Source organism: Microbacterium ginsengisoli (assembly GCF_000956535.1).
GTDB classification, from domain to species: Bacteria; Actinomycetota; Actinomycetes; order Actinomycetales; family Microbacteriaceae; genus Microbacterium; species Microbacterium ginsengisoli.
On the sequence record NZ_JYIY01000050.1, the window covers coordinates 1 to 24,557 of the forward strand.

General features: G+C 70.2%; 24 protein-coding genes. 16 read left to right on the top strand and 8 right to left on the bottom strand.

Annotation, left to right across the window (positions count from 1 at the left end; translation table 11 throughout):
- On the top strand, positions 1-2,299 hold a 2,299-nt coding region (gene infB, locus RR49_RS01660), incomplete at its 5' end, for a translation initiation factor IF-2 (RefSeq protein WP_045246173.1).
- 107 nt (positions 2,300-2,406) lie between these two features.
- Positions 2,407-2,844 carry a 30S ribosome-binding factor RbfA gene (gene rbfA / locus RR49_RS01665; RefSeq protein ID WP_045246132.1) on the top strand — a complete coding sequence of 146 codons (438 nt, stop codon included), beginning with the start codon at positions 2,407-2,409 and terminating at the stop codon, positions 2,842-2,844.
- A 6-nt stretch (positions 2,845-2,850) separates the two neighbouring features.
- On the opposite strand, the gene RR49_RS01670 is transcribed toward rbfA, so the two are convergent.
- The 3 genes from RR49_RS01670 to RR49_RS01680 all read right to left on the bottom strand — a co-directional run bounded on the left by RR49_RS01670 (position 2,851) and on the right by RR49_RS01680 (position 5,238).
- Positions 2,851-3,582, bottom strand: a complete 732-nt coding sequence (locus tag RR49_RS01670; RefSeq protein WP_045246134.1) for an ABC transporter permease — start codon at positions 3,580-3,582, stop codon at positions 2,851-2,853.
- A complete protein-coding gene (locus RR49_RS01675; protein WP_045246136.1) occupies positions 3,579-4,298 on the bottom strand; it encodes an ABC transporter ATP-binding protein in 720 nt (239 codons plus the stop codon). Before RR49_RS01675 ends, RR49_RS01670 begins: the two co-directional genes overlap by 4 nt.
- A gap of 70 nt (positions 4,299-4,368) precedes the next feature.
- A complete protein-coding gene (locus RR49_RS01680) occupies positions 4,369-5,238 on the bottom strand; it encodes an iron-sulfur binding domain-containing protein (RefSeq protein ID WP_045246138.1) in 870 nt (289 codons plus the stop codon).
- A gap of 61 nt (positions 5,239-5,299) precedes the next feature.
- Between RR49_RS01680 and RR49_RS01685 the strand changes: the two genes are divergently transcribed.
- From RR49_RS01685 to RR49_RS01705, 5 genes are read left to right on the top strand one after another with little or no spacing between them, the layout of a single operon-like run.
- Positions 5,300-5,986, top strand: a complete 687-nt coding sequence (locus tag RR49_RS01685; protein ID WP_045246140.1) for a nucleoside/nucleotide kinase family protein — start codon at positions 5,300-5,302, stop codon at positions 5,984-5,986.
- Entirely contained in the window at positions 5,986-6,897 is a 912-nt protein-coding gene (truB, locus tag RR49_RS01690) for a tRNA pseudouridine(55) synthase TruB (protein ID WP_045246142.1), read from the top strand. The genes RR49_RS01685 and truB overlap by 1 nt, the downstream gene beginning before the upstream one ends.
- Entirely contained in the window at positions 6,894-7,262 is a 369-nt protein-coding gene (locus RR49_RS01695; RefSeq protein ID WP_045246144.1) for a hypothetical protein, read from the top strand. Before truB ends, RR49_RS01695 begins: the two co-directional genes overlap by 4 nt.
- Before the next feature lie 47 nt (positions 7,263-7,309).
- Positions 7,310-7,753 (top strand): membrane protein, encoded by a 444-nt coding sequence (locus RR49_RS01700; protein ID WP_045246146.1) that lies wholly within the window; start codon positions 7,310-7,312, stop codon positions 7,751-7,753.
- Complete coding sequence (locus RR49_RS01705; protein WP_045246148.1) at positions 7,753-8,694, top strand: bifunctional riboflavin kinase/FAD synthetase; 942 nt, start codon at positions 7,753-7,755, stop codon at positions 8,692-8,694. The genes RR49_RS01700 and RR49_RS01705 overlap by 1 nt, the downstream gene beginning before the upstream one ends.
- A 7-nt stretch (positions 8,695-8,701) precedes the next feature.
- Here the strand turns inward: RR49_RS01705 and RR49_RS01710 are convergent, their stop codons facing one another.
- A complete protein-coding gene (locus RR49_RS01710; RefSeq protein WP_245610933.1) occupies positions 8,702-10,060 on the bottom strand; it encodes an MFS transporter in 1,359 nt (452 codons plus the stop codon).
- An 80-nt stretch (positions 10,061-10,140) separates the two neighbouring features.
- On the opposite strand from RR49_RS01710, the gene RR49_RS15790 reads away from it, so the two are divergent.
- The 3 genes from RR49_RS15790 to RR49_RS01725 all read left to right on the top strand — a co-directional run bounded on the left by RR49_RS15790 (position 10,141) and on the right by RR49_RS01725 (position 13,878).
- A complete protein-coding gene (locus RR49_RS15790) occupies positions 10,141-10,335 on the top strand; it encodes a hypothetical protein (RefSeq protein ID WP_045246151.1) in 195 nt (64 codons plus the stop codon).
- 217 nt (positions 10,336-10,552) lie between these two features.
- Positions 10,553-12,703: a DEAD/DEAH box helicase gene (locus tag RR49_RS01720; RefSeq protein ID WP_045246153.1), complete on the top strand. Its 2,151-nt coding sequence runs from the start codon at positions 10,553-10,555 to the stop codon at positions 12,701-12,703.
- Positions 12,704-12,849: 146 nt separating this feature from the next.
- On the top strand, positions 12,850-13,878 hold the full coding sequence (locus tag RR49_RS01725) for a 6-phosphofructokinase (RefSeq protein WP_045246155.1): 1,029 nt from the start codon (positions 12,850-12,852) through the stop codon (positions 13,876-13,878).
- Positions 13,879-13,998: 120 nt separating this feature from the next.
- On the opposite strand, the gene RR49_RS16065 is transcribed toward RR49_RS01725, so the two are convergent.
- Positions 13,999-14,541 carry an endonuclease domain-containing protein gene (locus tag RR49_RS16065; protein ID WP_245610934.1) on the bottom strand — a complete coding sequence of 181 codons (543 nt, stop codon included), beginning with the start codon at positions 14,539-14,541 and terminating at the stop codon, positions 13,999-14,001.
- 666 nt (positions 14,542-15,207) lie between these two features.
- Entirely contained in the window at positions 15,208-17,355 is a 2,148-nt protein-coding gene (locus RR49_RS01735; protein WP_045246159.1) for a S9 family peptidase, read from the bottom strand.
- 72 nt (positions 17,356-17,427) lie between these two features.
- Between RR49_RS01735 and RR49_RS01740 the strand changes: the two genes are divergently transcribed.
- From RR49_RS01740 to RR49_RS01750, 3 genes are all read left to right on the top strand, one after another.
- Positions 17,428-18,327 (top strand): phosphodiesterase, encoded by a 900-nt coding sequence (locus RR49_RS01740; protein ID WP_045246161.1) that lies wholly within the window; start codon positions 17,428-17,430, stop codon positions 18,325-18,327.
- 60 nt (positions 18,328-18,387) lie between these two features.
- Positions 18,388-19,863 (top strand): aspartate ammonia-lyase, encoded by a 1,476-nt coding sequence (locus tag RR49_RS01745; RefSeq protein WP_045246163.1) that lies wholly within the window; start codon positions 18,388-18,390, stop codon positions 19,861-19,863.
- Positions 19,864-19,960: 97 nt separating this feature from the next.
- A complete protein-coding gene (locus RR49_RS01750; RefSeq protein WP_045246165.1) occupies positions 19,961-20,308 on the top strand; it encodes a hypothetical protein in 348 nt (115 codons plus the stop codon).
- A 66-nt stretch (positions 20,309-20,374) separates the two neighbouring features.
- Here RR49_RS01750 and RR49_RS01755 read toward each other — a convergent pair whose 3' ends face one another.
- Positions 20,375-21,238: a fumarylacetoacetate hydrolase family protein gene (locus tag RR49_RS01755; protein ID WP_045246166.1), complete on the bottom strand. Its 864-nt coding sequence runs from the start codon at positions 21,236-21,238 to the stop codon at positions 20,375-20,377.
- 337 nt (positions 21,239-21,575) lie between these two features.
- Between RR49_RS01755 and RR49_RS01760 the strand changes: the two genes are divergently transcribed.
- From RR49_RS01760 to RR49_RS01770, 3 genes are all read left to right on the top strand, one after another.
- Positions 21,576-21,944 (top strand): FKBP-type peptidyl-prolyl cis-trans isomerase, encoded by a 369-nt coding sequence (locus RR49_RS01760; protein ID WP_045246168.1) that lies wholly within the window; start codon positions 21,576-21,578, stop codon positions 21,942-21,944.
- Positions 21,945-22,109: 165 nt separating this feature from the next.
- Positions 22,110-22,667 carry a YceI family protein gene (locus tag RR49_RS01765; protein ID WP_045246170.1) on the top strand — a complete coding sequence of 186 codons (558 nt, stop codon included), beginning with the start codon at positions 22,110-22,112 and terminating at the stop codon, positions 22,665-22,667.
- Between the two features lie 271 nt (positions 22,668-22,938).
- Complete coding sequence (locus RR49_RS01770; RefSeq protein WP_045246171.1) at positions 22,939-23,622, top strand: hypothetical protein; 684 nt, start codon at positions 22,939-22,941, stop codon at positions 23,620-23,622.
- A 35-nt stretch (positions 23,623-23,657) separates the two neighbouring features.
- On the opposite strand, the gene RR49_RS01775 is transcribed toward RR49_RS01770, so the two are convergent.
- The gene (locus RR49_RS01775; RefSeq protein WP_048809429.1) at positions 23,658-24,524 is read right to left on the bottom strand and encodes a DMT family transporter; all 867 of its coding nucleotides are present in this window, start codon (positions 24,522-24,524) and stop codon (positions 23,658-23,660) included.
- Positions 24,525-24,557 lie beyond the last annotated feature (33 nt).

Consider the following 24,557-nt stretch of genomic DNA (forward strand, 5'->3'; position numbering starts at 1 on the left):
CAACCCCTTTGCGAGCGCGCAGGGCATGGGCCAGCGGCCCGCAGGCCCCCGCCCGGGCAACAACCCGTTCGCGAGTGCGCAGGGAATGGGCCAGCGCCCGACCCCCGGCAACATCCCGCGTCCCCAGGCCCCGCGTCCCGGTGCCCCGCGCCCGGGCGCTCCGCGTCCGGGCGGCGCGGGTCGTCCCGGTGGCGCCGGTCGTCCGGGCGCTCCGTTCCAGCAGCGCACCGGTGGTGCCGGTCGCCCCGGGTTCGGCGGCGGTGCGGCACGTCCCGGTGGCGCCCCGGCAGCCGGCGGCTTCGCCGGGCGTCCCGGTGGTGGTGGCGGTCGCGGCCGTGGCCCCGGCGGTGGCACCGCGGGTGCGTTCGGCAAGGGCGGCGGCAAGTCCAAGCAGCGCAAGTCGCGTCGGGCGAAGCGTCAAGAATTCGAGATGAGGGACGCTCCGGTCGTCGGCGGCGTCAACGTCTCGAAGGGAAACGGCGAGATCATCCGTCTGCGCCGCGGCGCGTCGATCGCCGACTTCGCCGACAAGCTCGAGGCGCTGCGCGGCTACACCGTGCAGCCCGGCACGCTCGTGACCATCCTGTTCAACCTGGGTGAGATGGCGACCGCGACCGAGTCGCTCGACGAGGCCACCTTCGAGGTGCTCGGCGCTGAGCTCGGCTACAAGATCCAGATGGTCTCGCCCGAGGACGAGGACAAGGAGCTCCTCGAGGGCTTCGGTCTCGACCTCGAGGCCGAGCTGGAGGCGGAGAGCGAGGACGACCTCGAGATCCGGCCTCCCGTGGTGACCGTCATGGGTCACGTCGACCACGGTAAGACCCGACTGCTCGACGCCATCCGCCAGACCAACGTGGTCGCGGGCGAGGCCGGCGGCATCACGCAGCACATCGGTGCGTACCAGGTCTGGACCGAGCACGACGGCATCGAGCGCGCGATCACCTTCATCGACACCCCCGGTCACGAGGCGTTCACCGCCATGCGTGCCCGTGGTGCGCAGGTCACCGACATCGCGATCCTCGTGGTCGCCGCCGACGACGGCATCATGCCGCAGACGGTGGAGGCCCTGAACCACGCCCAGGCGGCGGGGGTGCCGATCGTGGTCGCGGTCAACAAGGTCGACAAGCCCGAGGCGAACCCCGCGAAGGTGCGCCAGCAGCTCACCGAATACGGACTGGTCGCCGAGGAGTACGGCGGCGACGTCATGTTCGTCGACGTCTCGGCCCGCCAGAACCTCGGCATCCAGGACCTGCTCGACGCGGTGCTGCTCACCGCCGACGCCGGTCTCGACCTCACCGCGAACCCCAACAAGGCAGCGCGCGGTGTGGCCATCGAGGCCAAGCTCGACAAGGGCCGCGGCTCGGTCGCGACCGTGCTCATCCAGTCGGGCACGCTGCGGGTCGGCGACGCGATCGTCGCGGGCACGGCCTATGGCCGCGTGCGCGCCATGATCGACGAGAACGGCGACGCGGTCGAGGAGGCCGCGCCGTCGCGTCCGGTGCAGGTGCAGGGTCTGAACTCCGTGCCGCGCGCCGGTGACACCTTCATCGTCACCGAGGAGGACCGCACCGCCCGCCAGATCGCTGAGAAGCGTGAGGCCGCGGAGCGCAACGCCGCCCTGGCGAAGGCTCGCAAGCGCATCTCGCTCGAGGACTTCACCCGTGCTCTCGAGGAGGGCAAGGTCGAGTCGCTCAACCTCATCATCAAGGGCGACGTGTCGGGTGCTGTCGAAGCGCTCGAGGAGTCGCTGCTCAAGATCGAGGTCGACGACTCGGTGCAGCTGCGCATCATCCACCGCGGTGTCGGTGCGATCACCGAGTCGGACGTGAACCTGGCGACGATCGACAACGCGATCGTCATCGGTTTCAACGTGCGTCCTGACACGAAGGCTCGCGAGCGTGCGGCCCGCGAGGGTGTGGACATCCGCTTCTACTCGGTCATCTACAACGCGATCGACGACGTCGAGCAGTCGCTCAAGGGCCTGCTCAAGCCGGAGTTCGAAGAGGTGCAGTCGGGTGTGGCGGAGATCCGCGAGGTGTTCCGCTCGTCGAAGTTCGGCAACATCGCCGGTGTCATCGTTCGCAGCGGCACCATCACCCGCAACGCGAAGGCCCGCGTCATCCGCGAGGGCGTCGTGATCGCCGATGGTCTCGCGATCGAGTCGCTGCGCCGGTTCAAGGACGACGTCACTGAGGTCAAGACCGACTTCGAGTGCGGTATCGGCCTCGGCAAGTACAACGACATCCAGGTCGGCGATGAGATCGAGACGATCGAGATGGTGGAGAAGCCCCGCAGCTGATCCGATTCCCGGCTCCGATGACGGATGCCTCGTGGCCCTCGCGGGGACCACGAGGCATCCGTCTCGGGCACGGACCGTCGAAGAGGCCCGCGGGCGAGGAGGACGATATGGCGAATGAACGTCAGGCGAGGATCGCCGACCGCATCAAGGTGCTGCTCGCGGAGCGGCTCGACAAGGGGCTGCGCGACCCGCGGCTCGGCTTCGTGACGATCACGGATGTGCGGGTGACGGGCGACCTGCAGCACGCGTCGGTGTTCTACACCGTGCTCGGCGACGAGAAGGCCCGCGAGGACACGGCGGCCGCGCTGCGGTCCGCGACCGGCATGCTGCGCAGCGACGTGGGTCGTCAGCTGGGCATCCGGCTGACGCCGACGCTCGAGTTCATCCTCGACGCGCTGCCGGACTCGGCCGGGCACATCGAGGATCTTCTGCGCGAGGCGCGTGAGCGCGACGAGGCCGTGGCGGGCATCGCCGTCGGCGCTCACTACGCGGGCGAGTCCGACCCCTACGTGAAGCCGCGGGTCGAAGACGACGACGAGGACTGAGCGCGCTCAGCGCGTCTGACGTCGCAGTGACAGCGCGGCGAGCACGACGACGCCGAGGGTGAACAGGGCGACGACGCCGAGTTCGCGCAGGGCCGGTCCGGTATCGGTCGAGGTCGCGAGGTCGTGCAGCGCCTGCACGGAGTGCGACATCGGCAGCCAATCGCTGATCGCCCGGAGCACGTCCGGCATGCTGTCGCGCGGCACGATGACGCCGCCCAGGATCACCTGCGGGAACACGATCGCGGGCATGAACTGCACGACCTGGAACTCGGTCGCCGCGAACGCGGATGCCAGCAGGCCGAGCGTCGTGCCGAGAAGCCCGTTGAGGATGGCGGCCACGATCAGCAGTCCGATCGGGCCGGCGATCGTGAGCCCGCACACCCACACCGCGAAGGCGACGGCGATGAGCGCCTGCATCGCGGCGAGCAGCCCGAAGGCGAGAGCGTAGCCGGCGATGACGTCGCCCTTGCCCAGCGGCAGGGTGAGCAGGCGCTCGAGGGTTCCGCTGCGTCGTTCGCGCAGCGTCGCGATGCTCGTCACCAGGAACATGACGATGAACGGGAACAGGGCGAGCAGCGCCGGTCCCACCTGATCGAACGTGTGGGCGTCGTCGAAGACCCACGCGAGCAGACCGAGCAGCAGCGAGGGGACGAACAGCAGCAGCACGATCGTGCGTGGGTCGTGGCGGATCTGGGTCAGCACCCGGCCCGCGGTCACGAGGGTGAGGAGCGGGTTCATGGGGTGTTCCGTTCGACGAGGGCCAGGAACGCCGCGTCGTGGTCGCTCGTTGCGGTTTCGGCGAGCAGTCCATCGGGCGTGGTGTCGGCGATGAGCCGCCCGTCGTGCAGGAGGAGGAGCCGGTCGCATCGCCGTGCCTCATCCATCACGTGGCTCGAGACGACGACCGTCGTGCCGTCGTCGGCGAGCGACCGGAACAGTGCCCACAGGTCGCGGCGCAGCAGCGGATCCAAGCCGACCGTGGGCTCGTCGAGCACGAGGATGGGCGGGCGGCCGACGAGGGCGATCGCGAGCGACACCCGATTTCGCTGACCTCCCGACAGACGCGAGACGAGCGCTCCGCGGAAGGCGTCGAGATCGACGGCCGAGATGGCGGCATCCGCGTCGGCACGGGAGCTGCCGCGCACCCGGGCGAAGTAGCGCACATTCTGCTGCACCGTCAGGTCGTCGTAGATCGCCGAGCTCTGCGCCATATAGCCGATCCGGCCGCGCAGCGGTCGGCTCCCGGCGGGTTGTCCGAGCACAGTCGCGCTGCCTCGGGTGATGCGCTGCGCGCCCACGATCGAGCGGATGAGCGTCGTCTTTCCGCTGCCCGACGGCCCGAGCAGGCCGACGAGCTCGCCGGGTACGAGTGCGACATCGATGCCATGAAGGATGCGCGTACGACCGCGCCGCACCGCCAGATCGTGTGTGACCACCGCCACCGTGCTGTCCACACCACGACATTCCCACGCGGGGTAGGCGAGAGCAATGGGATGCCGCCGGAAGAATGCGGGCGGCAGCACCCTACGCCGGCAGTCGCAGCAGGCCGTCGGGCGTCGTCTCCGCGAGACCGTCGGCGAGCAGAGTGCCGATCGCACGGTCGCGCTGCGCGGCATCCGGCCAGTCGGCGATGACGGCGTCGACGGGCACACCCTCGGGGGCGGCGTCGCGCAGCACCGCCAAGACGGCGCCGCGGGCCTGACGGTCGCTTCCCTCATACCGGGCTTGGCGACGGCGGGTGTCGCCGGTGTCGGGGTAGCCCGCCGCGCGCCACGCGCACAGCTCCCGCACGGGGCAGAGGTCGCAGCGGGGCGTACGCGCGGTGCAGACGACAGCGCCCAGCTCCATGGCCGCCGCGTTCACTGTCGCCGCCGCCGCGCGATCCTCCGGAAGGATCGCCGCCATCCGGTCGAGGTCGCTTCTCGCCGGCGGCCCGGGCTGGGACCTTCCGTCGACGGCGCGCGCGAGCACGCGCCGCGTGTTCGTGTCGACGACCGGATGCCTGTCGCCGTAAGCGAACACCGCCACGGCGCGAGCCGTGTAGTCGCCGATGCCCGTGAGGGCGAGCAGGGCGTCGACGTCGCGCGGCACGACTCCGTCGTGCCGGTCGCGGATCTCGACGGCCGCCCGGTGCAGCCACAGCGCTCGCCGCGGATAGCCGAGGTTCGCCCACCGCTGCACCGCCTCCGCGGGCGATGCCGCCGCGAGCGCGGTCGGTGTCGGCCACGTCACGAGCCAGGCCTCGAGCAGCGGGATGACCCGGTTCACGGGTGTCTGCTGCAGCATGAACTCGCTCACCAGCACGCCCCACGCCCCGAACCCCTGCGCCCGCCACGGCAGGTCGCGCGCGTTGCCGCGGTACCAGTCGACGAGGGCGGCGGCGAGGGGGGTCACCGACCCAGCGTAGAAGGTGCGCGGGCGGGGGACGCGGCATCCGTCGCCGTAGGCTGGGGACATGCGCCTGGCCTCCACCCCCGTCGTCGAACTGCAGCGTCAGCTGCGTGACGAGGTGCGGCAGCACTACCCGGCGGGCCGCATCGTGCTGGGGGTCGACGGCATCGACGGGGCAGGCAAGACGACGTTCGCCGACGGCTTCGCCGAGGTGTTCGCCGAAGCGGATGTCGCGGTCTTCCGTGCGTCCCTCGACGACTTCCTCCGCCCGCGGGCCGAGCGCTACGCGCGCGGCCGTGACTCGGCTGTCGGCTTCTACCGCGACACCTACGACATCCCGACCTTCCGCCGGGTGCTGCTCGACCCGTTCCGTGACGGCGCGCGCACGTCGGGTGCGACCGGGTTCCAGCTCGCCGCGTTCGATCACCGCCGCGACGCACCCCTGGAGGCGCGGTGGACGACCGGTCCCGCGGACGCGGTGCTCATCGTCGACGGCATGTTCCTGCAGAGCCCCGAGACGCAGGGCATCTGGAACTGGACGGTGTGGCTGGAGGCGCCGTTCGCGGTCGCCTACGCCCGGGTGTCCGAGCGCGACGGCACCGATCCGGACCCCGACGCCCCTGCGAACGCCCGCTACCGCGGCGGGCAGGAGCTCTACCTGCGCGAGGCGCGGCCGTCGGCGGCGGCCTCGGCGATCGTCGACAACACCGACCCCGCTCGCCCGCTGCGCGCCCACCGGGACTTCTGCTGATGGCCGCCGACGTCGCCTCGCCGTCGGGCATCCTCCTCGTCGACAAGCCGCAGGGCATCACGAGCCACGACGTCGTCTCCCGTGCCCGTCGCGCGCTCGCGACCCGGAAGATCGGTCACGCGGGCACGCTCGACCCCATGGCGACAGGCCTGCTCGTGCTCGGCGTCGGCAGCGCGACCCGACTGCTCACCTACCTCGTCGGGCTCGACAAGACCTATGAGGCGACCATCCGGCTCGGCGAGTCGACCGACAGCGATGATGCCGACGGCGTGCGCACGGCGGTCGCCGATTCGGCGGCGATCGCTGCCGTGACGGATGCCGCGGTGCAGGCCGGGATCGCCCGGCTCACCGGGGAGATCGACCAGGTGCCGAGCACCGTGTCGGCGATCAAGGTCGCCGGTCGTCGCGCCTACGACCTGGCGCGGGCCGGGGAGGAAGTCGTGCTCGCCTCTCGGCGGGTCACGATCTCCCGGTTCGAGGTCATCGCCCTGCGCCGCACGGAGGGTGTCATCGACCTCGACGTCGTGGTGGACTGCTCGAGCGGCACATACATCCGTGCCCTCGCGCGCGACCTCGGCGCCGCCCTTGCGGTGGGCGGGCATCTGACGGCGCTGCGTCGTACCCGCATCGGCTCGTTCGACGTCGCGGATGCGGCATCCGCCGATGACATCGCCCCCGCGCGCCTCGTGCCCGCCGCCGACGTCGCGGCGGCCGTGCTGGGGGCGCTGCCGGTGACGGCCGACGAAGCCCGCGATCTGCGCCACGGAAAGCGGCTCGAGGGCGCGGCCGACCGGCTCGGCGGGGCCGTGCGCGCCGCCATCGCGCCCGACGGGGTGCTCGTCGGCATCGTCGAACGTCGGGGCGCCGACATCAAGAGCGCGATGAACATGCCCGAGGAGGCATCCGCATGATCCTGTGGTTCTCGCTCGTGCAGGTGGCCGTGGCATCCGTTGCCGGTCTGCTGTGTATCGTGCTCGGACTCGTGGGTCGACGGCCGTCCGACCTGTCGGTCGGGTCACTCGCGCTCGTCGAGCTGCTCCTGCTCGCACAGGTCGTGACCGCGCTCATCGCCCCGGCCGTCGGCAACACGCCGAGCGGAAGCGTGCTGGAGTTCTGGGTGTACGCGATCTCGGCGGCTCTCCTGCCGCCTGCCGCCGTCTTCTGGGCACTGTTGGAGCGCAGCCGGTGGAGCACGGTCGTCATGGGCGTCGGAGCGCTCGCCGTCGCGGTGATGGTGTGGCGCATGGAGGTCATCTGGACGCTGCAGGGGTCCTGATGCGAGACGCCGGGCACGTGTCCGGGCCCGAATAGGATGGAGCCGCCATGCCGATCATCTCGTCCGAGCCCGCGTCCGCCCGCACCTCCCGTACCCGTATGACGGGGATCGGTCGCGTGCTGGTCATCGTCTACGGCATCTTGGCGCTCGGGGCGACGGGACGCTCGGTGGTGCAGATCATCCAGGACTTCCAGGCCGCTCCGGTCGCCTATGCGCTCTCTGCCGTCGCCGCGGTCGTCTACATCCTCGCGACGCTCGCCCTCGTGTTCTCGGGATCGCGAGGCTGGTATCGCGTCGCGTGGATCGCGATCAGCTTCGAGCTCGCCGGCGTGCTCATCGTCGGCACGCTGAGCATCGTCGACCCGGCGCTGTTCCAGCATCCGACCGTCTGGTCGATCTACGGCATCGGCTACGTGTTCGTTCCGCTGGTGCTGCCGTTCTTCGGTCTCTGGTGGCTGCGCCGCCACCGTCCCGACGCGGAGCGCGCCTGATGCTCGTGTTCCGTTCGCCCGCCGAGGTGCCGGACGGATTCGGTCCGTCGGTCGTCGCGGTCGGCAAGTTCGACGGCGTGCACGCGGGGCACCGGGCGGTGCTCGATCGTGCCCGAGCGGATGCCGCGGGCACGGCGAAGGTCGTGGCCGTCACCTTCGACCGCAACCCGCTGGCCGTGCTGCGGCCCGACGCCTGCCCGCCGAGCCTCACCGGCGTGCCCCAGAAGCTTGAGCTGCTCGCCGAGACCGGCATCGACGCCGTCCTCGTGCTCACGTTCGACCGTGACCTCGCCGATCTCGAGCCGGAGCGATTCGTCGACGCCGTGCTCGGTCCGCTCGGGATGCGCACGATCCTGGTCGGCGGCGACTTCCGCTTCGGGCGCGGCGGCGTCGGCACCCCGCAACTGCTCGCCGAATTGGGCGCCGCGCGGGGGTTCACCGTCGACGTCATCGACGATGTGCGCGCCCGCGCGGGGGAGCGCCGGGTGTCCTCGACGTGGGTGCGTGAGGCGCTCGCCGACGGCGACATCGCCACGGCGACACGGCTGCTCGGGCGCGCCCCCTCGGTCTGGGGCGAGGTCGTACACGGACTCAAACGAGGTCGCGAGCTCGGCTTCCCGACGGCGAACCTCGGCGGCCGCACGGCTGGGGTGGCACCGGCGGACGGCGTGTATGCGGGGTGGCTTCTCGTGCGCGAGCCCGGCGGTGACCACCGTTATCCGGCGGCGATCAGTGTCGGCACGAACCCGACGTTCGATGACGTCGACCAGCGCCAGGTCGAGGCGTATGTCCTCGACGAGCACGACCTCGACCTCTACGGCGCATCCGTGGAGGTGCAGTTCACGGCCCGCATCCGCGGGATGGTCGCATTCGACGGCATCGAGGCGCTCATCGAGCGCATGACGGCGGATGTCGCGGAGGTGCGCGCCATCCTCGCCTGAGCCGCGGTCAGGTGCGCTGCGGATCGCGGATCGCGATCGCGGACACCACCGCGCCGCCGACGAACAGTGCGGCCGCGAGGATCGCGGTGGCGTGGAATCCCGCGACATCGAGGGATCCGCCGGTCACGACCCCGAGCAGTGCCACCGTCACGAGCCCGGCGATCCTCGCGACGGCGTTGTTCACCGCCGAGCCGACGCCCGCGTGATCGGCGCCCGCGGCGCCCAGCACCGCCGAGGTGAGCGGAGCGACGGTGAGGGAGAGCCCCACTCCGAACAGCACCACCGCCGGCAGCACCTGCGTCAGGTAGTCGACCGGTGTGCCGACGGTGAGCAGCAGTATCATCGCCGCCGCGCACACGAGCGGCCCCGCTGCCATGAACCGGCGAGGGCCGAATCGGGAGGCGGCCGCGCCGGCGAACCGGCTCGTGGCGATCATGATCACCGTCGCCGGCAGGGTCGCGAGGCCGGCCAGGGTCGAACTGAAGCCGCCGGTCTCCTGCAGGAAGAGCCCCAGCGCGATGCCGTTGAGCGACAGGGCGCCGTAGATCGCGAGCGTGGCCAGATTCCCCGCCCAGAAATTCCGTCTTCGGAACATGCCGAGGGGCAGGAGTGGGGCGGGGGTCGATCGCTCGCGGACGAAGAATCCCGCGAGGGCGATCACCCCGATCGTGAGAGCGCCGGCGACGAGCGGATGCGCCCACCCGAGTCTGGGCTGCTCGATGAAGGCGAGCACGACGCCGCCCAGCCCCAGGGCGCACAGCACCGCGCCCGCGACATCCACCCGGCCGCCGCGTCGTTCGTCGACGAGTCCGCCGCGTGCGAGGAGCACCAGAGCGGCGGCGAGAGGAACCACGTTCACGAGGAACACGGCACGCCACGACAGATGGTCGACGAACAGTCCGCCCAGCACCGGACCGACGAGCGTCGCGGCGGTCGTGAACGCCGTCCACGTGCCGATCGCGCGTCCGCGCGTGTCGTCGTCGAAGTGCGCGGTGATGATCGCGAGCGAACTGGGCACGAGAAGAGCTCCGCCCACGCCCTGCAGCACGCGTGCGGCGATGAGGAAGACCGGGTCGGGGGAGGCAGCCACGAGCACCGAGGCGACGCCGAACACCAGGAGACCGATGCGCAGCACGACGACACGGCCGAGGACGTCGCTCAGGGCTCCTGCGGTGAGGATGAACGCACCGAGGGTCAGCAGGTACGCGTCGACCATCCATTGCTGCGTGACGAGTCCGCCGCCGAGCTCGCGCTCGATCGCCGGCAGGGCGACGTTCACAACGGTGGCGTCGAGGAACGACACCGCCGAGGCGAGCACGGCGATGGCCATCACCGTGCGATCGGACGCGCGTGGGGGGACGCTCACCCGCCCACAGTAGTGCGGGCTGTGGACACCAGGACGACCATCGTGCGCTGCGCTCGTAGCATCCGAGCAGGAGGTGGGCGATGCGACTCACGATCAGGCTGCTCGTGGCGACTGCGGGGTCGGTCGCCATCGCAGGCCTGATCGTCGGGTGTCGCCCCGACGCCCCGGCGCAGCCCTCTCCGACACCGTCGACGGAGGTGTCGGTGATCCCTCGCCCCGCCCCGGCGTCGCCGTCGCCCATCGAGACCCGGCTGCCGCAGGACGTCGGCCGATGACGGCGACCTGTCTGCGCGTCGTCGATCGGGTCCGACGCTCGGCGCCGATCGGCTAGACTGAGCACGGCCCCCGCCGCGCACCGACACTCGTCACACCGTGCGGAAGCGAGGCGCCGCCCGCCCGCCGACATCCGATCTCCACGGATGGCCGCGGCAGCAGTTACCGGTGCTCGACCGTCGCAGGTCGACGCTTTCGGATTCGACGCTCAGGAGGAGCATGCCGACCACGGCAGCCGCTCAGCGGCAACGACGCTCGTCGTCCCGTCGAGACGACGACGCGCCCATCATCCCGATCCTCGCCCGCAAGGTGCGTGAGGTCGAGGCCAAGGCGCAGCGCGGGAAGCTCGGCCCGACCAACCGCGTGAAGTTCCAGGTGATCGCCTTCCTGGTGCGCGAAGAGCGCGCCCGGGTGAAGGCCGACACCGCGCTCGCCACCGACGTGCGCGCCGAACTGCTCAAGCGCCTCGACGGCGTGGCGACGATCCTCGCGAAGACCGCCGCCCGCGACACCTCGCTCATCCAACTGCTCGAGGTCGATCAGGCGACGTCGCCGGTGGCGCGCCGCATGCGCCGCGACTGGCTGCTCGAGTCCGGTGCCGAACTCGCTCCTGACGAGCTGATCATCACGGATGCCGCGCCCGCCCCGGCCCCGGTCGTTCCGGCCGCGCTCGCCGAGCGTCAGGTGACGCCCGCCCAGGTGGAGTCGCGGCAGATGTCGAACCCGTTCCTCGCCCCCGACCTGACGTCCCGCCCGGCGGTCGACGCGCCGCGGCGCCGCCTCGACGGCTGGGAGCTGATGGGCCCGCTCTACAAGGCGTTCGAGACGGGTGCCGGCGGCGGATCGGCGTGCATGCCGCTGCCGCCCGTGCCCGAGTTCGACCGGGTCTCACCCAAGGGGCTCGAGGTCATGCCGCACCAGTCGCGATTCCTCGAGGCCGTGCGCGAGGGGCACCGCACGTTCCTGCTGGCCGACGAGCCCGGCCTCGGCAAGACGGCCGAGTCGGTGCTCGCGGCATCCGTCGCCGGTGCCTATCCGCTACTGGTCGTCGTGCCCAACGTCGTCAAGATGAACTGGGCGCGCGAGGTGGCCCGCTGGACGCCGCAGCGTCGCGCGACCGTCATCCAGGGCGACGGCGAGGACGTCGACGCCTTCGCCGACGTCTTCATCGTGAACTACGAGATCCTCGATCGTCACCTGTCGTGGCTCAGCCAGCTGGGTCTGCGCGGCATGGTGGTCGACGAGGCGCACTTCATCAAGAACCTTACCTCGCAGCGGTCCCAGAACGTGCTCGCCCTCGCCACCCGCCTGCGCGAGCGCACCACGAACCCGCTGCTGCTCGCGCTCACCGGAACGCCCCTGATCAACGACGTCGAGGACTTCGACGCCATCTGGCGTTTCCTCGGCTGGACCAACGGGCAGAAGCCGGGCACCGACCTCATGGCGAAGCTCGACGAGACGGGCTTCACGCCCGCCGATAAGGCGTTCTACCCGGAGGCGCGCAGCGCGGTGATCTCGATGGGCATCGTGCGGCGTCTGAAGACGGATGTCGCCGCCGACCTGCCCGACAAGCTGATCGCCGACCTGCCGGTGCAGCTCGACGACGAGTTCGGCCGGTCCATCCGGCAGGCCGAACGCGAGCTCGGCGAGCGCCTCGCCGCGCACTACCGCCGGGTCGTCACGGCCCGCGCCGACCGCCACGGCACCACGGTGCCCGCCGGCGAGGTCGACGAGGACGTCATCCGCATGGTCGCCCAGCACGAGCTCGACGAGTCGAAGGCCGCCGGAACGGGCTCGGAGAACGTCTTCACGATGGTGCGTCGCATCGGGCAGGGCAAGGCCCAGCTCGCCGCCGACTACGCCGCCCAGTTGCAGCGCTCGGTCGGCAAGGTCGTGTTCTTCGCCAAGCACATCGACGTCATGGACCAGGCCGAGGCGCACTTCGCCGCGGCGGGCGTGCGTGCCGTCTCGATCCGCGGCGACCAGACCTCGGTCGCCCGCCAGGAGGCGATCGACGCGTTCAACAACGACCCGGGCGTCGGCATCATCGTCTGCTCGCTGACCGCCGCCGGCGTCGGCGTGAACCTGCAGGCCGCCTCCAACGTGGTGCTCGCCGAGCTCAGCTGGACCGCGGCGGAGCAGACGCAGGCGATCGACCGCGTGCACCGCATCGGACAGGACGAGCCGGTCACCGCCTGGCGCGTCATCGCCGCCCACACGATCGACGCGAAGATCGCCGAGCTGATCGACTCGAAGCAGTCGCTCGCCCTGCGCGCCCTCGACGGCGTCGCGGTCGAGCCCGGGTCGAGCGACTCCGTGCAGCTCGCGGCGCTCATCCACGTGCTGCGCCAGGCGCTCGGCGCCGCCTGACCGCATCTGTGTGCACGGCCCCCGGGGCGACCGCATGGGTCGTCTCGGGGCCGTGTGGCACCCACGAGGCATCCGGCGATACAGTCGGGAGGGCAACGTCGCCTGTCTCCCCGGAAGCTCCACACCCGGAAAGCAAGGATCACAGCATGAAGATCGGCATCCTGACCAGCGGCGGCGACTGCCCCGGCCTGAACGCGGTCATCCGCGGCGTCGTGCTCAAGGGCACGACGAACTACAACATCGAGTTCGTGGGCATCCGCGACGGGTGGCGCGGCGTCGTCGACGGCGACTTCTTCCCGCTGACCCGCCACGAGGTGAAGGGTCTGTCGAAGGTCGGCGGCACGATCCTCGGCACGAGCCGCACGAACCCCTACGAAGGCCCCCGCGGCGGCGCCGAGAACATCGCGAAGACGCTCTACGGACACCGCATCGACGGCATCATCGCGATCGGCGGAGAGGGCACCCTCGCCGCCGCCGACCGCCTCTCGAACGACGGCATCAACGTGCTCGGCGTGCCGAAGACGATCGACAACGACCTGCGCGCCACCGACTACTCGTTCGGCTTCGACACCGCCGTCAACATCGCGACCGACGCGATGGACCGCCTGCGCACCACCGGCGACTCGCACCAGCGCTGCATGGTCGCCGAGGTCATGGGGCGTCATGTCGGCTGGATCGCCCTGCACGCCGGCATCGCCGCGGGGGCGCACGTGATCTGCATCCCCGAGGTGCCCATGTCGATCGACGAGGTCTGCGAGCTCGTCAACAAGGCCCACAGCCGCGGGCGCGCCCCGCTCGTCGTCGTGTCCGAGGGGTTCAAGCTCACCGGCATGGAGGAGGCCTTCAGCGACAAGGGGCTCGACGCGTTCAACCGCCCCCGACTCGGCGGCATCGGCGAGGTGCTCGCGCCCGAGATCGAGCGCCGCACCGGCATCGAGACCCGCGCGACCGTGCTCGGTCACATCCAGCGCGGCGGCTCGCCGTCGGCGTTCGACCGTGTGCTGGCGACGCGTCTCGGCCTCCACGCGGCCGACGCCGTCGTCGACGGCGCCTGGGGCCAGATGGTGGCCCTGCGCGGCACCGACATCGTGCGCGTGCCGTTCGCGGAGGCGCTCGGTGAGCTCAACACCGTTCCGCAGTACCGCTTCGAAGAGGCTGCCGCGCTCTTCGGGTGAGTGATGGCGGGATGCCGCGGCCCGCGGCATCCCGCCACCTCATCGTCTGCTCAGGCGTCGGCCTCCGCGCCCGGCGACCGTGGCAGCGCTGGCCGCGGCCGCTGCGCACGTCGAGACAGGTCATCTCCCCGTCACCGGGGGAAAACTCAAAGGCAGTCCTGTTCTCGAACGATCACCTGTCCTCGCGCTGGGTCGGTCAAGGTCGAGTCCCTGTGCGACTGCGGTGCGAACGGTATCGATGACCGCTGCCGACTCGAAGAGCAGTTGGCGGTAGTCGAAACGCAGGACGGTGAATCCGCGAACCACGAGGCGGGCATCCTGTGTGAGGTCCCGGCGCCGCGCGGCGGCGCCTCCGTGATGCGCGAAGCCGTCGATCTGCACAATGAGGCGACGTCCGATGCGTCCGTCCACGCGATGATCGTCGACGACCGCCTGCTGCACGACGCGGATGCCGGCCTGCCGCATCAGCGAGACGAACACGGTCTCGATCCCCGAGTCGGACAGGCCGGACGCAAGGTCAGCGAGACGCCGAGCGCGGGCACTGCGCCACTGCACTCGCCGCAGCGTATCGATGTCGATCCGCCCGTGCCGGACGGCCGATTCCCACACGGCGAGGGCATCCCGTGGAGGCGTGCAGCGCGCGACGTGGAACAGCACGTTCACGAGTGGATCGACGCACTCCCGCGGCCCTACCGGGGCAGGTCCGTTGGCCCGGTGGAGGCGAAGTCCCTCGTCGTCAAGGCGTGACGCATGGGACGAGACCGCGATGTGGGTGTCGTCGTGATCGGGCGTCCAGAGTCCGAGGAGTGAGGCGGCGCTCACACAGGTCAGGCGCCCGCTCACCTGCGCGGCAGCGAGGCGGCGCGGGTCCGCATCGGGCGCGACCAACCATGATCGACGTACGCGGCGCGCGGCGCCCGCCGCCACTGCAGTGCGTACCGTGTGCTCGGAGAATCCGGCGTCCCGCGCCGCGCTGCTGTGCGCGGTCCCGCCTCGGTCGGTGAGCCATTGGGTGAAATCGAGGGTCACCCGTCGATGGTGGCGGTGTCGACCGTTCTCGCGCGGCACCTCGCGATGTTCGGTGTGTACGCGCGCTCGCGCCGCAGGTGGGGAGGACGCACGGCGGGCGAGCCGTCTCGCCGCACCAGGAGTTCTCGCGCGAACAGGTGAATCCGCGCGCTTTCGCCCTGCGTCCGCGCGAACTCCTGTTGTCGGGCACCACGGAACCAACACCGTTCCGCAGTACCGCTTCGAAGAGGCGGCCGCGCTCTTCGGGTGAGTGATGACGGGATGCCGCGGCCCGCGGCATCCCGTCACCTCATCGTCTGCTCAGGCGTCGGCCTCGGCGCCCGACGGAACCCCGTCGCCGAGCACGTCGAGTAGCCACGCCAGTTCGAACGCCCGCTCACGCCAGGCGCTGTAGCGCCCCGAGACGCCGCCGTGGCCGGCGACCATCTCGCAGCGAAGCAGCGCGTCGGCGCCGACCTCGCGCAGGCGCGCCACCCACTTGGCCGGCTCGACGTACAGCACGCGGGTGTCGTTGAACGAGGTGACCGCGAGGATGCGCGGGTACCTCACGCCTTCGCGCACGTTCTCGTAGGGCGTGTAGGACTTCATGTACGCATACACGCCGGCGTCGTGCAGCGGGTCGCCCCACTCGTCCCATTCGATGACGGTGAGCGGGAGCGACGGGTCGAGGATCGTCGTCAGCGCGTCGACGAACGGCACATCGGCGAGCACACCGGCGAACAGCTCGGGGGCGAGGTTCGCGATCGCTCCCATGAGCAGGCCGCCGGCGCTGCCGCCCTCGGCGACGAGGTGCTCGGGGCGGGTGTAGCCCGCGTCGACCAGGTGACGGGCGACATCCACGAAATCGGTGAACGTGTTGCGCTTGTGCAGCAGCTTGCCGTCCTCGTACCACTGGCGGCCCATCTCGCCCCCGCCGCGCACATGGGCGATAGCGAAGACGACGCCCCGGTCGAGCAGCGACAGGCGCGGCACCGAGAACCCGGGGTCGATCGTCGCCTCGTACGACCCGTAGCCATACAGGTGCACCGGGCGCGGTGCGGCGCCGGGCTCGCCGAACGACCGCTTCCACACGAGCGAGACCGGCACCTGCACGCCGTCGGTCGCCGTCACCCACAGGCGGCGCTGCGCGTAGTCGCCGGGGTCGTAGCCGCCGAGCACGGGCTGCTGCTTGCGCAACGCCAGCGTGCGCGTGGCGACGTCGTAGTCGTACACGGTGCTCGGGGTCACGAATGAGCCGTAGCCGAGGCGCACGAGCGGCGGCGCCCACTCCGGGTTGCCGGCGGTGCCGACCGAGTAGAGCGGCTCGTCGAACGCGAGCTCGTCGACGGCGGCGGTCGCATAGTCGAGCACGCCGAGGCGGGCGAGCCCGTCGCGGCGGTAGCCGACGACGGCCCAGTCGCGGAACGTCGAGACGCCGAGGAGCCGCCGCCCCGGCTCGTGGGGGAGCACCGCGGTGCGCGGTCCCGCAGGATCGGACGCCGCGACCCGCACGAGCTCGAAGTCGAGCGCACCGTCGTTGTGGAGCACATAGAGCACGTCCTCGCCGTCGACGACCGCGTGGGACGAGTCGTACTCGACCCCCTCGCGCCGCGGCCACACGACGCGGGGCTGCGCGGTCAGGTCGTCGGCCGGCACGAGCCATTCCTCGCTCGTGATCGACGAGCCGAGCCCGATCACCAGGAAGCGGTCGCTGCGGGTGAAGCCCGCGTCGACCCAGAACCGTTCGTCGGGCTCATGGAACAGACGACGGTCGGATGCGGCATCCGCACCGATCTCGTGCAGCCAGACGGTGTCGGGGCGCCATGCGTCGTCCACGGTCGTGTAGACGATGTGGCGTCCGTCGGGGGAGAGGGTGGCGCCGGCGAACGTGCCCTCGATGACGTCGGGAAGCGTCTCGTCGGTGTCGAGGTCGCGCACTCGCAGCGTGTAGCGCTCGTCGCCCTCGACGTCGACGCCGTAGAGCAGCAGCCGGCCATCGGTGGAGACCTCGAACGTGCCGAGGGAGAAGAACTCCTGGCCGTCGGCCTCGAGGTTGCCGTCGAGCAGGATCTGCTCGCCGACGACGGGCTCGCCCGGCTCGAGCGCGGGCGGGGTCCAGTCGTCGGGCGAACCGATCGGGGCGCGGCACTGGATGCCGTACTGCTTGCCTTCCTCGGTGCGCGCGTAGTACCACCACGCGCCGCGTCGCGTCGGCACCGAGAGGTCGGTCTCGAGCACGCGCCCCTTGATCTCCTCGAAGATGCGCTCCTGCACCGGCGCGAGATGGGCGGTGCGCGACTCCGTGTAGCGGTTCTCCGCCTCGAGGTGGGCGACGACCTCGGTGTCGTCCTTGGCGCGCAGCCATTCATACGGATCGTCCACCGCATCACCGTGGTGGGTGCGCACGTGGGTGCGACGGGGGGCGACGGGGGGAACGGATGCCGCGGCAGCGGCGGACGCATCGGTCACCCTGCCCACGGTATCCCAGCCCGCCGCGCCCGCGGCCGACCGCGCGTCGGTCGCCGTGCGTACGCTGGGGGCATGAGCTCCGTCTCCCTCGGTCAGTATCCGCCGGCGCTGCGCACGCTCATCCATCTCAGCGACACGCACTTCCTCGCCGGCAACCGTCCTCTCGGCGGTCGGTATGACACGTCAGCGAACCTCACCGCGACCCTCGCGCGCATCGACGCGATGCGCATCGCGCCGGACGCGATCGTGATCACGGGCGACCTCACCGACCTCGGCGAGCCCGAGGCGTATGCGTCGCTGCGAGCGGTCGTCGAACCCTTCGCCGCGCGCCTGGCCGCCCCCGTCGTGTGGGTCGCGGGCAACCACGACGAACGACCGGCGCTGCGTGCGGGGCTGCTCGACGCCGCGCCCACGGAGGAGCCCGTGACGGGCGTCTGGGACCTCGGCGGCCTCCGGCTCATCGCGCTCGACTCCACCGTTCCCGGGTGGCACCACGGCGAGCTCGGCGACGCGCAGCTCTCCTGGCTGAGCGATCTGCTCGCGCACCCCGCGCCGCTCGGCACCCTGCTCGCCTTCCACCATCCGCCGCTGCCGAGCCATGTTCCGCTGTTCGACATCCTGGAGCTCCGCGACCAGCCGGCGCTCGCCGAGGTGGTCGCCGGAACGGATGTGCGCGGCATCCTCGCCGGGCATCTGCATTATTCGACGCACGGCACGTTCGCGGGTGTGCCCGTGAGCGTGGCCGCGGCGACCTGTTACACGATGGATCTCGCCGCTCCGGCGGCGAAGGTGAACGGTATGGACGCCGGGCAGTCGTTCCACCTCGTGCACGTCTACGCCGACACGATCACCCACTCGGTCGTGCCGGTCGCCGGGGCCGAGGCCGGCGACTACTTCGACGAGGCATGGCTCGCACGCATGGCCGCGCTCGATCCCGCGCAACGCCTGGAGCAGTTCTCTCGCAAGCGCTGAGCGCGCGATTAGGCTCGAGGCATCCACCTTCAGCCGTGATCACACCCACAAGGACACCCCATGGCAACCGATGCAACGACGCATACCCACACCCGCACCGAGACGGACTCGCTGGGATCGATGGAGATCCCCGGCCACGCCTACTGGGGCATCCACACCGCGCGCGCTCTCGAGAACTTCCCCGTCGCGAAGCGCCCCATCTCCGTCTACCCGGACCTCGTCACGGCGCTCGCGATGGTGAAGCAGGCCTCAGCGCGCGCGAACGCCGACATCGGGGTGCTCGATCCGGCCAAGGCCGACCTGATCGACCGCGCTGCGCAGCGGGTCATCGACGGCGACTTCCACGACCAGTTCGTCGTCGGTGTGATCCAGGGCGGCGCGGGCACGTCGACGAACATGAACGCGAACGAGGTCATCACCAACATCGCGCTCGAACTCGCGGGTCGTGAGCGCGGCGACTACGCGTTCCTGTCGCCCATCGACGACACCAATCGCAGTCAGTCGACGAACGACGTCTACCCGACGGCGGTGAAGATCGGTCTCTCGCTGACGCTCCGAAGCCTCCTCGACGAGCTGGCCAACCTGCGGCAGTCGTTCCTCGACAAGGCCGTGGAGTTCCACGATGTGCTGAAGGTCGGCCGCACTCAGCTGCAGGACGCGGTGCCGATGACGCTCGGGCAGGAGTTCCACGGCTTCGCCACGACCCTCGGAGAGGACTACAACCGACTCCGCGAGAACGCGTTCCTCATGTACGAGATCAACATGGGCGCGACGGCGATCGGCACGGGCATCACGACCCATCCCGGGTATGCGGCGGCGGTGCTCCACCACCTGCGTGAGATCACCGGCCTCGACCTCGCGACCGCCGATGACCTCGTGGAGTCCACGAGCGACACGGGTGCCTTCATGTCGTTCTCCGCGTCACTCAAGCGCAACGCCGTGAAGCTCTCGAAGATCTGCAACGACCTGCGTCTGCTCTCTTCAGGTCCGCAGGCCGGACTCGGCGAGATCAACCTGCCCGCGCGGCAGGCCGGGTCGAGCATCATGCCGGGCAAGGTGAACCCCGTGATCCCCGAGGTCGTAAATCAGGTCGCCTTCTCCGTCGTCGGCGCCGATATGACGGTCACGATGGCGGTCGAGGCGGGGCAGCTGCAGCTGAACGCCTTCGAACCCGTCATCGCGCACTCGATCTTCCAGTCGCTCACGTGGATGCGTCAGGCGATGTGGACGCTGCGCGTCAACTGCGTCGAGGGCATCACCGCGAACCGCGACCGCCTCGGTGCGATGGTCGGTGCCTCTGTGGGCGTGATCACTGCGCTCACGCCGTACATCGGCTACGCGGCCGCGGCGGCGCTCGCGAAGACGGCACTCATGACAGGGCGCAACGTCGCCGACCTCGTCGTCGAGGCGGGACTGATGTCGCGCGACGAGGTGACCAAGCAGCTGTCGCCCGCCCGCCTGTCGGGGCTGCAGACGATCACCGCCGCGATCCCCGTCATCGCGCCCGAGGACGCGCCGGTTCCGCCCGTCGGCTGACTCGACGTCGCGCCTCTTTCGGCTAACACTCAGGAACCGATATCGTCGCGGTAGCGTCACGCAGTGGCGCTCTTGTATCGACCCTGAGAGGGATCCCATGTCCGAACCGCAGTACGCCCCGCCGCCCCCGCCGGCTCCCGCCGCCGCCGTCGAGCAGCCAGGCCGCACGCTCGGCATCGTCGCCATCGTGTTCGCGATCATCATGCCCGTGGTCGGCCTGATCCTTGCGATCGTTGCAAAGGTGCAGTCCAAGCGCGCCGGTGTGAAGAACACGCCCTCCACCGTGGCGCTGACGTTGAGCATCATCTTCATCGTGCTCGGCATCATCGTGGCCATCATCGTCGCGGCGGTCGGTGCGGCGGCCGCCGCCGCGCTGCTCCAGCAGTGCGCGACGCTCGGCACGGGCATCCACGATGTCAACGGTGTGACCATCACCTGCAACTGACACCGCATCGACGAACGGCCGGCCCCCTCGGGGTCGGCCGTTCGTCGTGTGGGAGCGGTTCCCGCGTCAGTCGGTCATGCGGCAATGCGTCGTGAGCGCGCCGATGCCGTCGATGCCGACGGTGACAGTGGAGCGGTCGCGCAGGAAGATCTGCGGATCGCGCGAGTAGCCGGCCCCGCCCGGCGAGCCGGTCGAGATGAGTGTTCCGGGCAGCAGGGTCACGGACTGTGAGAGCTGGGCGATGAGGGTCGCGACCGACCGCACCATCTGCCCGGTCGAGGCGTCCTGCACGGTTGTGCCGTCGACGATCGTCCAGATGTGGAGGTCCTGCGGGTCGGGGATCTCGTCGCGGGTGACCGCGTAGGGGCCGGTGGGGGTGAAGCCGTCGAACGACTTGCACCGGCTCCACTGGGCCTCCGAGAACTGGATGTCCCGGGCCGTGATGTCGTTGACGACCGTGTACCCCCACACATGGTCGAGGGCGTCTGCGGCAGCGACGTCCTTCGCGTGCCGGCCGATGATGACACCGAGTTCGGCCTCGTAGTCGACCGACTCGCTGAGCGACCGGGGCCAGGAGGTGGTCTGCTCGTGTCCCGCGAGGGAGTTGGGCCAGAGCACGAACACCGTGGGCGTGGCATCCGTCTTCAATCCGAGTTCGCCTGAGTGGGCGGCGTAGTTCAGGCCGACCGCGAGGATGACCGGCGGATCGTCGACGGCCGATGCGAACGCCACGCCCTCGAGCGAGGTCGCCGGCGCGGCCGGCGCCGCGGCGGCGATGCGGGCGAGCACGTCATCGCCGCCGGCGACGAGCTCGGACAGGCGGGTCGGGGCGCCGGGGAACAGCTCATCGACGTAGACGGCGTCATCCTCCCGCACGAGAACGAGTCGGGGCTCCGTCGCCGCCGGGTGGAGCACGTGGGCGAAACGCATCTCTCCAGGCTAGTGCGGTCCCGCCTCTCGGCTGGGGCGATGGGGGATGCCGGCGGCGATCAGAATGACCGAAACCTGACCGAGGCCATGCCGCCCGTGGGGTCGAAGCGTCCCTAGCGTCGACGACGTCGCCGCCCGAGCGGAGCTGTTCGCGACGTGAGCGCATCCGACCCGGTGCCCTACACAGACTCAGCGCCCGGTGCCGCGGCGATGCCTGCGTGTCTCCCGAGCGCTGAGTAGGTCTGCTGTCAGGATGCCCCGAGTCGCCGGACCTGTCAAGGGTGGGCCGAGATGTCACACCCGCGCGCCGCGGCGTCGCGCGTGCTTGGATGGAGTCATGACTGACAACCGCACCAAGCCCGAGATCGACGCCCCTGAGGGTGACGCCCCGAGCGACCTCGTCATCCGCGACCTGATCGTCGGTGACGGGGCGGAGGCCAAGCCCGGCGACACCGTGACCGTCCACTACGTCGGTGTCGAGTTCACCTCCGGTGAGGAGTTCGACTCCTCGTGGGGTCGTGGCGAGAGCATCCAGTTCCCGCTGCGTGGCCTCATCCAGGGCTGGCAGGACGGCATCCCCGGCATGAAGGTCGGCGGACGGCGCGAGCTGGTCATCCCGCCGCACCTGGCCTACGGCCCCGCCGGCGGGCACTTCCTCGGCGGCAAGACGCTCATCTTCGTGATCGATCTGCTCGCCGTCGCCTGATCCGACTCGAGACATCCGGATGCCTCGTCCCCTCGGTGGGGGCGGGGCATCCGTTGTTCGTGACGCCGTCATCAGGAATTTTCCATTCTTGGGAATGCATGTTGCAGGATGGTGGTTGCACCCGCCAGACATCGCGATCCGCGCGACCATCCACATGGAGATGACATGACCGACACGACGCTCGAACTCCCCGGCTACAAGGCCGGCACCTGGGTCCTCGACCCCTCGCACAGCGAGGTCACCTTCTCGGTGCGCCACATGATGATCTCGAAGGTGCGCGGCACCTTCGGCGTCAAGGCCGCCACCATCGAGGCTCCGGAGAACCCGCTCGAGGCGAAGGTCACCGCCACCGTCGACGTCACCTCGATCGACACCAAGGACGAGGGTCGCGACCAGCACCTTCGCAGCGCCGACTTCTTCGACACCGAGACCTACCCGACGATCGAGTTCGTCTCCACCGGCGTGCGCCTCGAGGGCGACAAGTTCCTCGTCGACGGCGACCTGACGATCCGCGGCATCACCAAGCCGGTCACGTTCGACTTCGACTTCGGCGGCTTCGGCAACGACCCGTGGGGAAACTACAAGGCCGGCGCGACCGCCAAGACGGTCATCAACCGCGAGGACTTCGGCCTCACCTGGAACGCCGCCCTCGAGACCGGCGGCGTCCTCGTCGGCAAGGACGTCACCATCGAGCTCGACCTGCAGGGCTCGCTGCAGGCCTGATCGCCTTCCCGTGGACGGGGTGGATGCCGCGGCATCCACCCCGTTCGTCGTTTCCGGCGCCGTAAGATGACGACGGCGCGAAAGCGAGTGGGGGATCGGGATGCGGGGGAGCGATGCGGCCTGGGCGCTGCGGATCGGGCACGATGCTGTGCGACGTCGATCGACCATGCGCCGTGTGAGATGGCTGAATGCGCTTGCCGCGGCCCTCACTCTCTCCCTGGCGCCGCTCGGATTCGTTCTCGCGGCGAGCACAGGGAGTGGCCCGGCACCCATGTCGATCGTTCTGATCGTGGGTGTGATGGCGACCATCGTGGTCCTCGCGGTGACCTTCGCCGCGGGATTCACCTGGGGAATACTGTGGCCGTACAAGTGGCTGGTCGAAGGTTACGCCCTTCGCGCACTGCTGCCGACGAATCCCCAGCTCACAGTGAATGAGCTACGTGCGCACCTGCGCCGCATCGAGGACTTCGACCGATGGTCCATCGATCGGGCTCTGCGCCCTTACGATCCCGATGCGCCACCGTGTCCTCAGTGGCAGTGGACACCGCAGTGGCGTGCGCACCTTCTCCCTGGGCGGGCCGCGTCATGGTGGCTCAGCGCGGCCTCGTTGACGATGGCGGCTGCATGTGCCGCGGTGGCAGTCGTCGCCAGCGCCACGATTGCCGTTCGCGCGACGATCGTCGTGCTCTGGCTGGTCCCGCCGGCGCTCCTCCTCGCTGCCGTCGTTCTCGCGGTGGTGTGCAGCATCAAGACGCGACGAGAGTATGAGGCGGGATACGCAACCGTCGTCCGGAAGGTGCGGGCGCGAGTCTTCGACGTCTTCACCGCGGTCGAACTGATTGACGCGCGTTCGCTCGGGATCGTTCGGGCGGCCGGGGCGCTCCCGCTTTCGACGGGTTTCTACGTGGGTCGAGTCCGAGCCTTGAGACAGCGGGGGGACATCTCGGGCGAATGAAAATCGGATGCCGCGGCATCCACCCCGTTCGTCGTTCAACGCCGCAGGCGCAGCCGGTTCTGGGCGAGCAGGATGCCGAGGAAGACGATGAGTGCCCCGACGGGCTCCTGCCACGAGACGCCCTCGCCGAGCACGATGACGCCGAGCACGACGCCGACGACGGGCGTGATGTAGGTGACGGTCGATGAGCGGGTCGGGCCCCAGGCGCGCACGGTGTTCTGGTTCCAGACGTAGGCGACGCCCGTGCCGAGGAACCCGAGCAGCAGCATGCTGCCGACGACCCACACGTCGAGGGTGATCGGGGTGAGCGCGACGACCGGGGTGAGGAGCAGCATGATGACCGCTCCGAGCCCGATGTTGAGCAGCGAGAACACGAGCGCGGACATGCCGGTGTTCGCGACGAAGCGGCGCATGTACGCGAGGCTGAATCCGTAGCAGGCGGTCGCACCGAGCAGTGCGAGCTGCGCGACGATGTCATGGCCGAGGTCGAGCCCCTGCCAGGGGCCGATGATGACGACCACGCCGAGGATGCCGACCCCGATGCCGACCAGCTGCACGGGCTTGAGACGCTCTACGCGGAACAGGAGCCCCGCCATGATCGCGGTCATGATCGGCGTCGTCGCGTTGTAGATGCTGCCGAGCCCGCTGCTGACGTGCTGCTCGGCCCACGCGAACAGCAGGTAGGGGGCGACGCAGAAGGTCACAGCGAGCACGAGCATGTGCCCCCACACGCGTCCGAATGCCGGCAGCCGCTCTCGGCGCCACAGCACGATGGCGGCGAGGGCGAGTGCACCGAGTACGAGACGGCTCCACACGATCTGCACCGGCGACAGGCCGGTGAGTCCGACTTTCATGAACAGGAAGCTGGCGCCCCAGACGATGCCGGTGAGGACGAACTGCACGGTCGTCGACGCGGCGCGGGTGGGGGCCTGGGT

Coding starts and splice junctions, on each gene's coding strand:
- RR49_RS01755 (WP_045246166.1), bottom strand. CDS start 21,238: ATGCGTTTCGCCCACGTGCTCCACCCGGCGGCGACGGAGCCCCGACTC.
- RR49_RS01700 (WP_045246146.1), top strand. CDS start 7,310: ATGCCGATCATCTCGTCCGAGCCCGCGTCCGCCCGCACCTCCCGTACC.
- RR49_RS01725 (WP_045246155.1), top strand. CDS start 12,850: ATGAAGATCGGCATCCTGACCAGCGGCGGCGACTGCCCCGGCCTGAAC.
- RR49_RS01750 (WP_045246165.1), top strand. CDS start 19,961: ATGTCCGAACCGCAGTACGCCCCGCCGCCCCCGCCGGCTCCCGCCGCC.
- RR49_RS01705 (WP_045246148.1), top strand. CDS start 7,753: ATGCTCGTGTTCCGTTCGCCCGCCGAGGTGCCGGACGGATTCGGTCCG.
- RR49_RS01685 (WP_045246140.1), top strand. CDS start 5,300: ATGCGCCTGGCCTCCACCCCCGTCGTCGAACTGCAGCGTCAGCTGCGT.
- RR49_RS01770 (WP_045246171.1), top strand. CDS start 22,939: ATGTCGATCGTTCTGATCGTGGGTGTGATGGCGACCATCGTGGTCCTC.
- RR49_RS01760 (WP_045246168.1), top strand. CDS start 21,576: ATGACTGACAACCGCACCAAGCCCGAGATCGACGCCCCTGAGGGTGAC.
- truB (WP_045246142.1), top strand. CDS start 5,986: ATGGCCGCCGACGTCGCCTCGCCGTCGGGCATCCTCCTCGTCGACAAG.
- RR49_RS01720 (WP_045246153.1), top strand. CDS start 10,553: ATGCCGACCACGGCAGCCGCTCAGCGGCAACGACGCTCGTCGTCCCGT.
- RR49_RS01695 (WP_045246144.1), top strand. CDS start 6,894: ATGATCCTGTGGTTCTCGCTCGTGCAGGTGGCCGTGGCATCCGTTGCC.
- RR49_RS15790 (WP_045246151.1), top strand. CDS start 10,141: ATGCGACTCACGATCAGGCTGCTCGTGGCGACTGCGGGGTCGGTCGCC.
- RR49_RS01740 (WP_045246161.1), top strand. CDS start 17,428: ATGAGCTCCGTCTCCCTCGGTCAGTATCCGCCGGCGCTGCGCACGCTC.
- RR49_RS01670 (WP_045246134.1), bottom strand. CDS start 3,582: ATGAACCCGCTCCTCACCCTCGTGACCGCGGGCCGGGTGCTGACCCAG.
- RR49_RS01745 (WP_045246163.1), top strand. CDS start 18,388: ATGGCAACCGATGCAACGACGCATACCCACACCCGCACCGAGACGGAC.
- RR49_RS01765 (WP_045246170.1), top strand. CDS start 22,110: ATGACCGACACGACGCTCGAACTCCCCGGCTACAAGGCCGGCACCTGG.
- rbfA (WP_045246132.1), top strand. CDS start 2,407: ATGGCGAATGAACGTCAGGCGAGGATCGCCGACCGCATCAAGGTGCTG.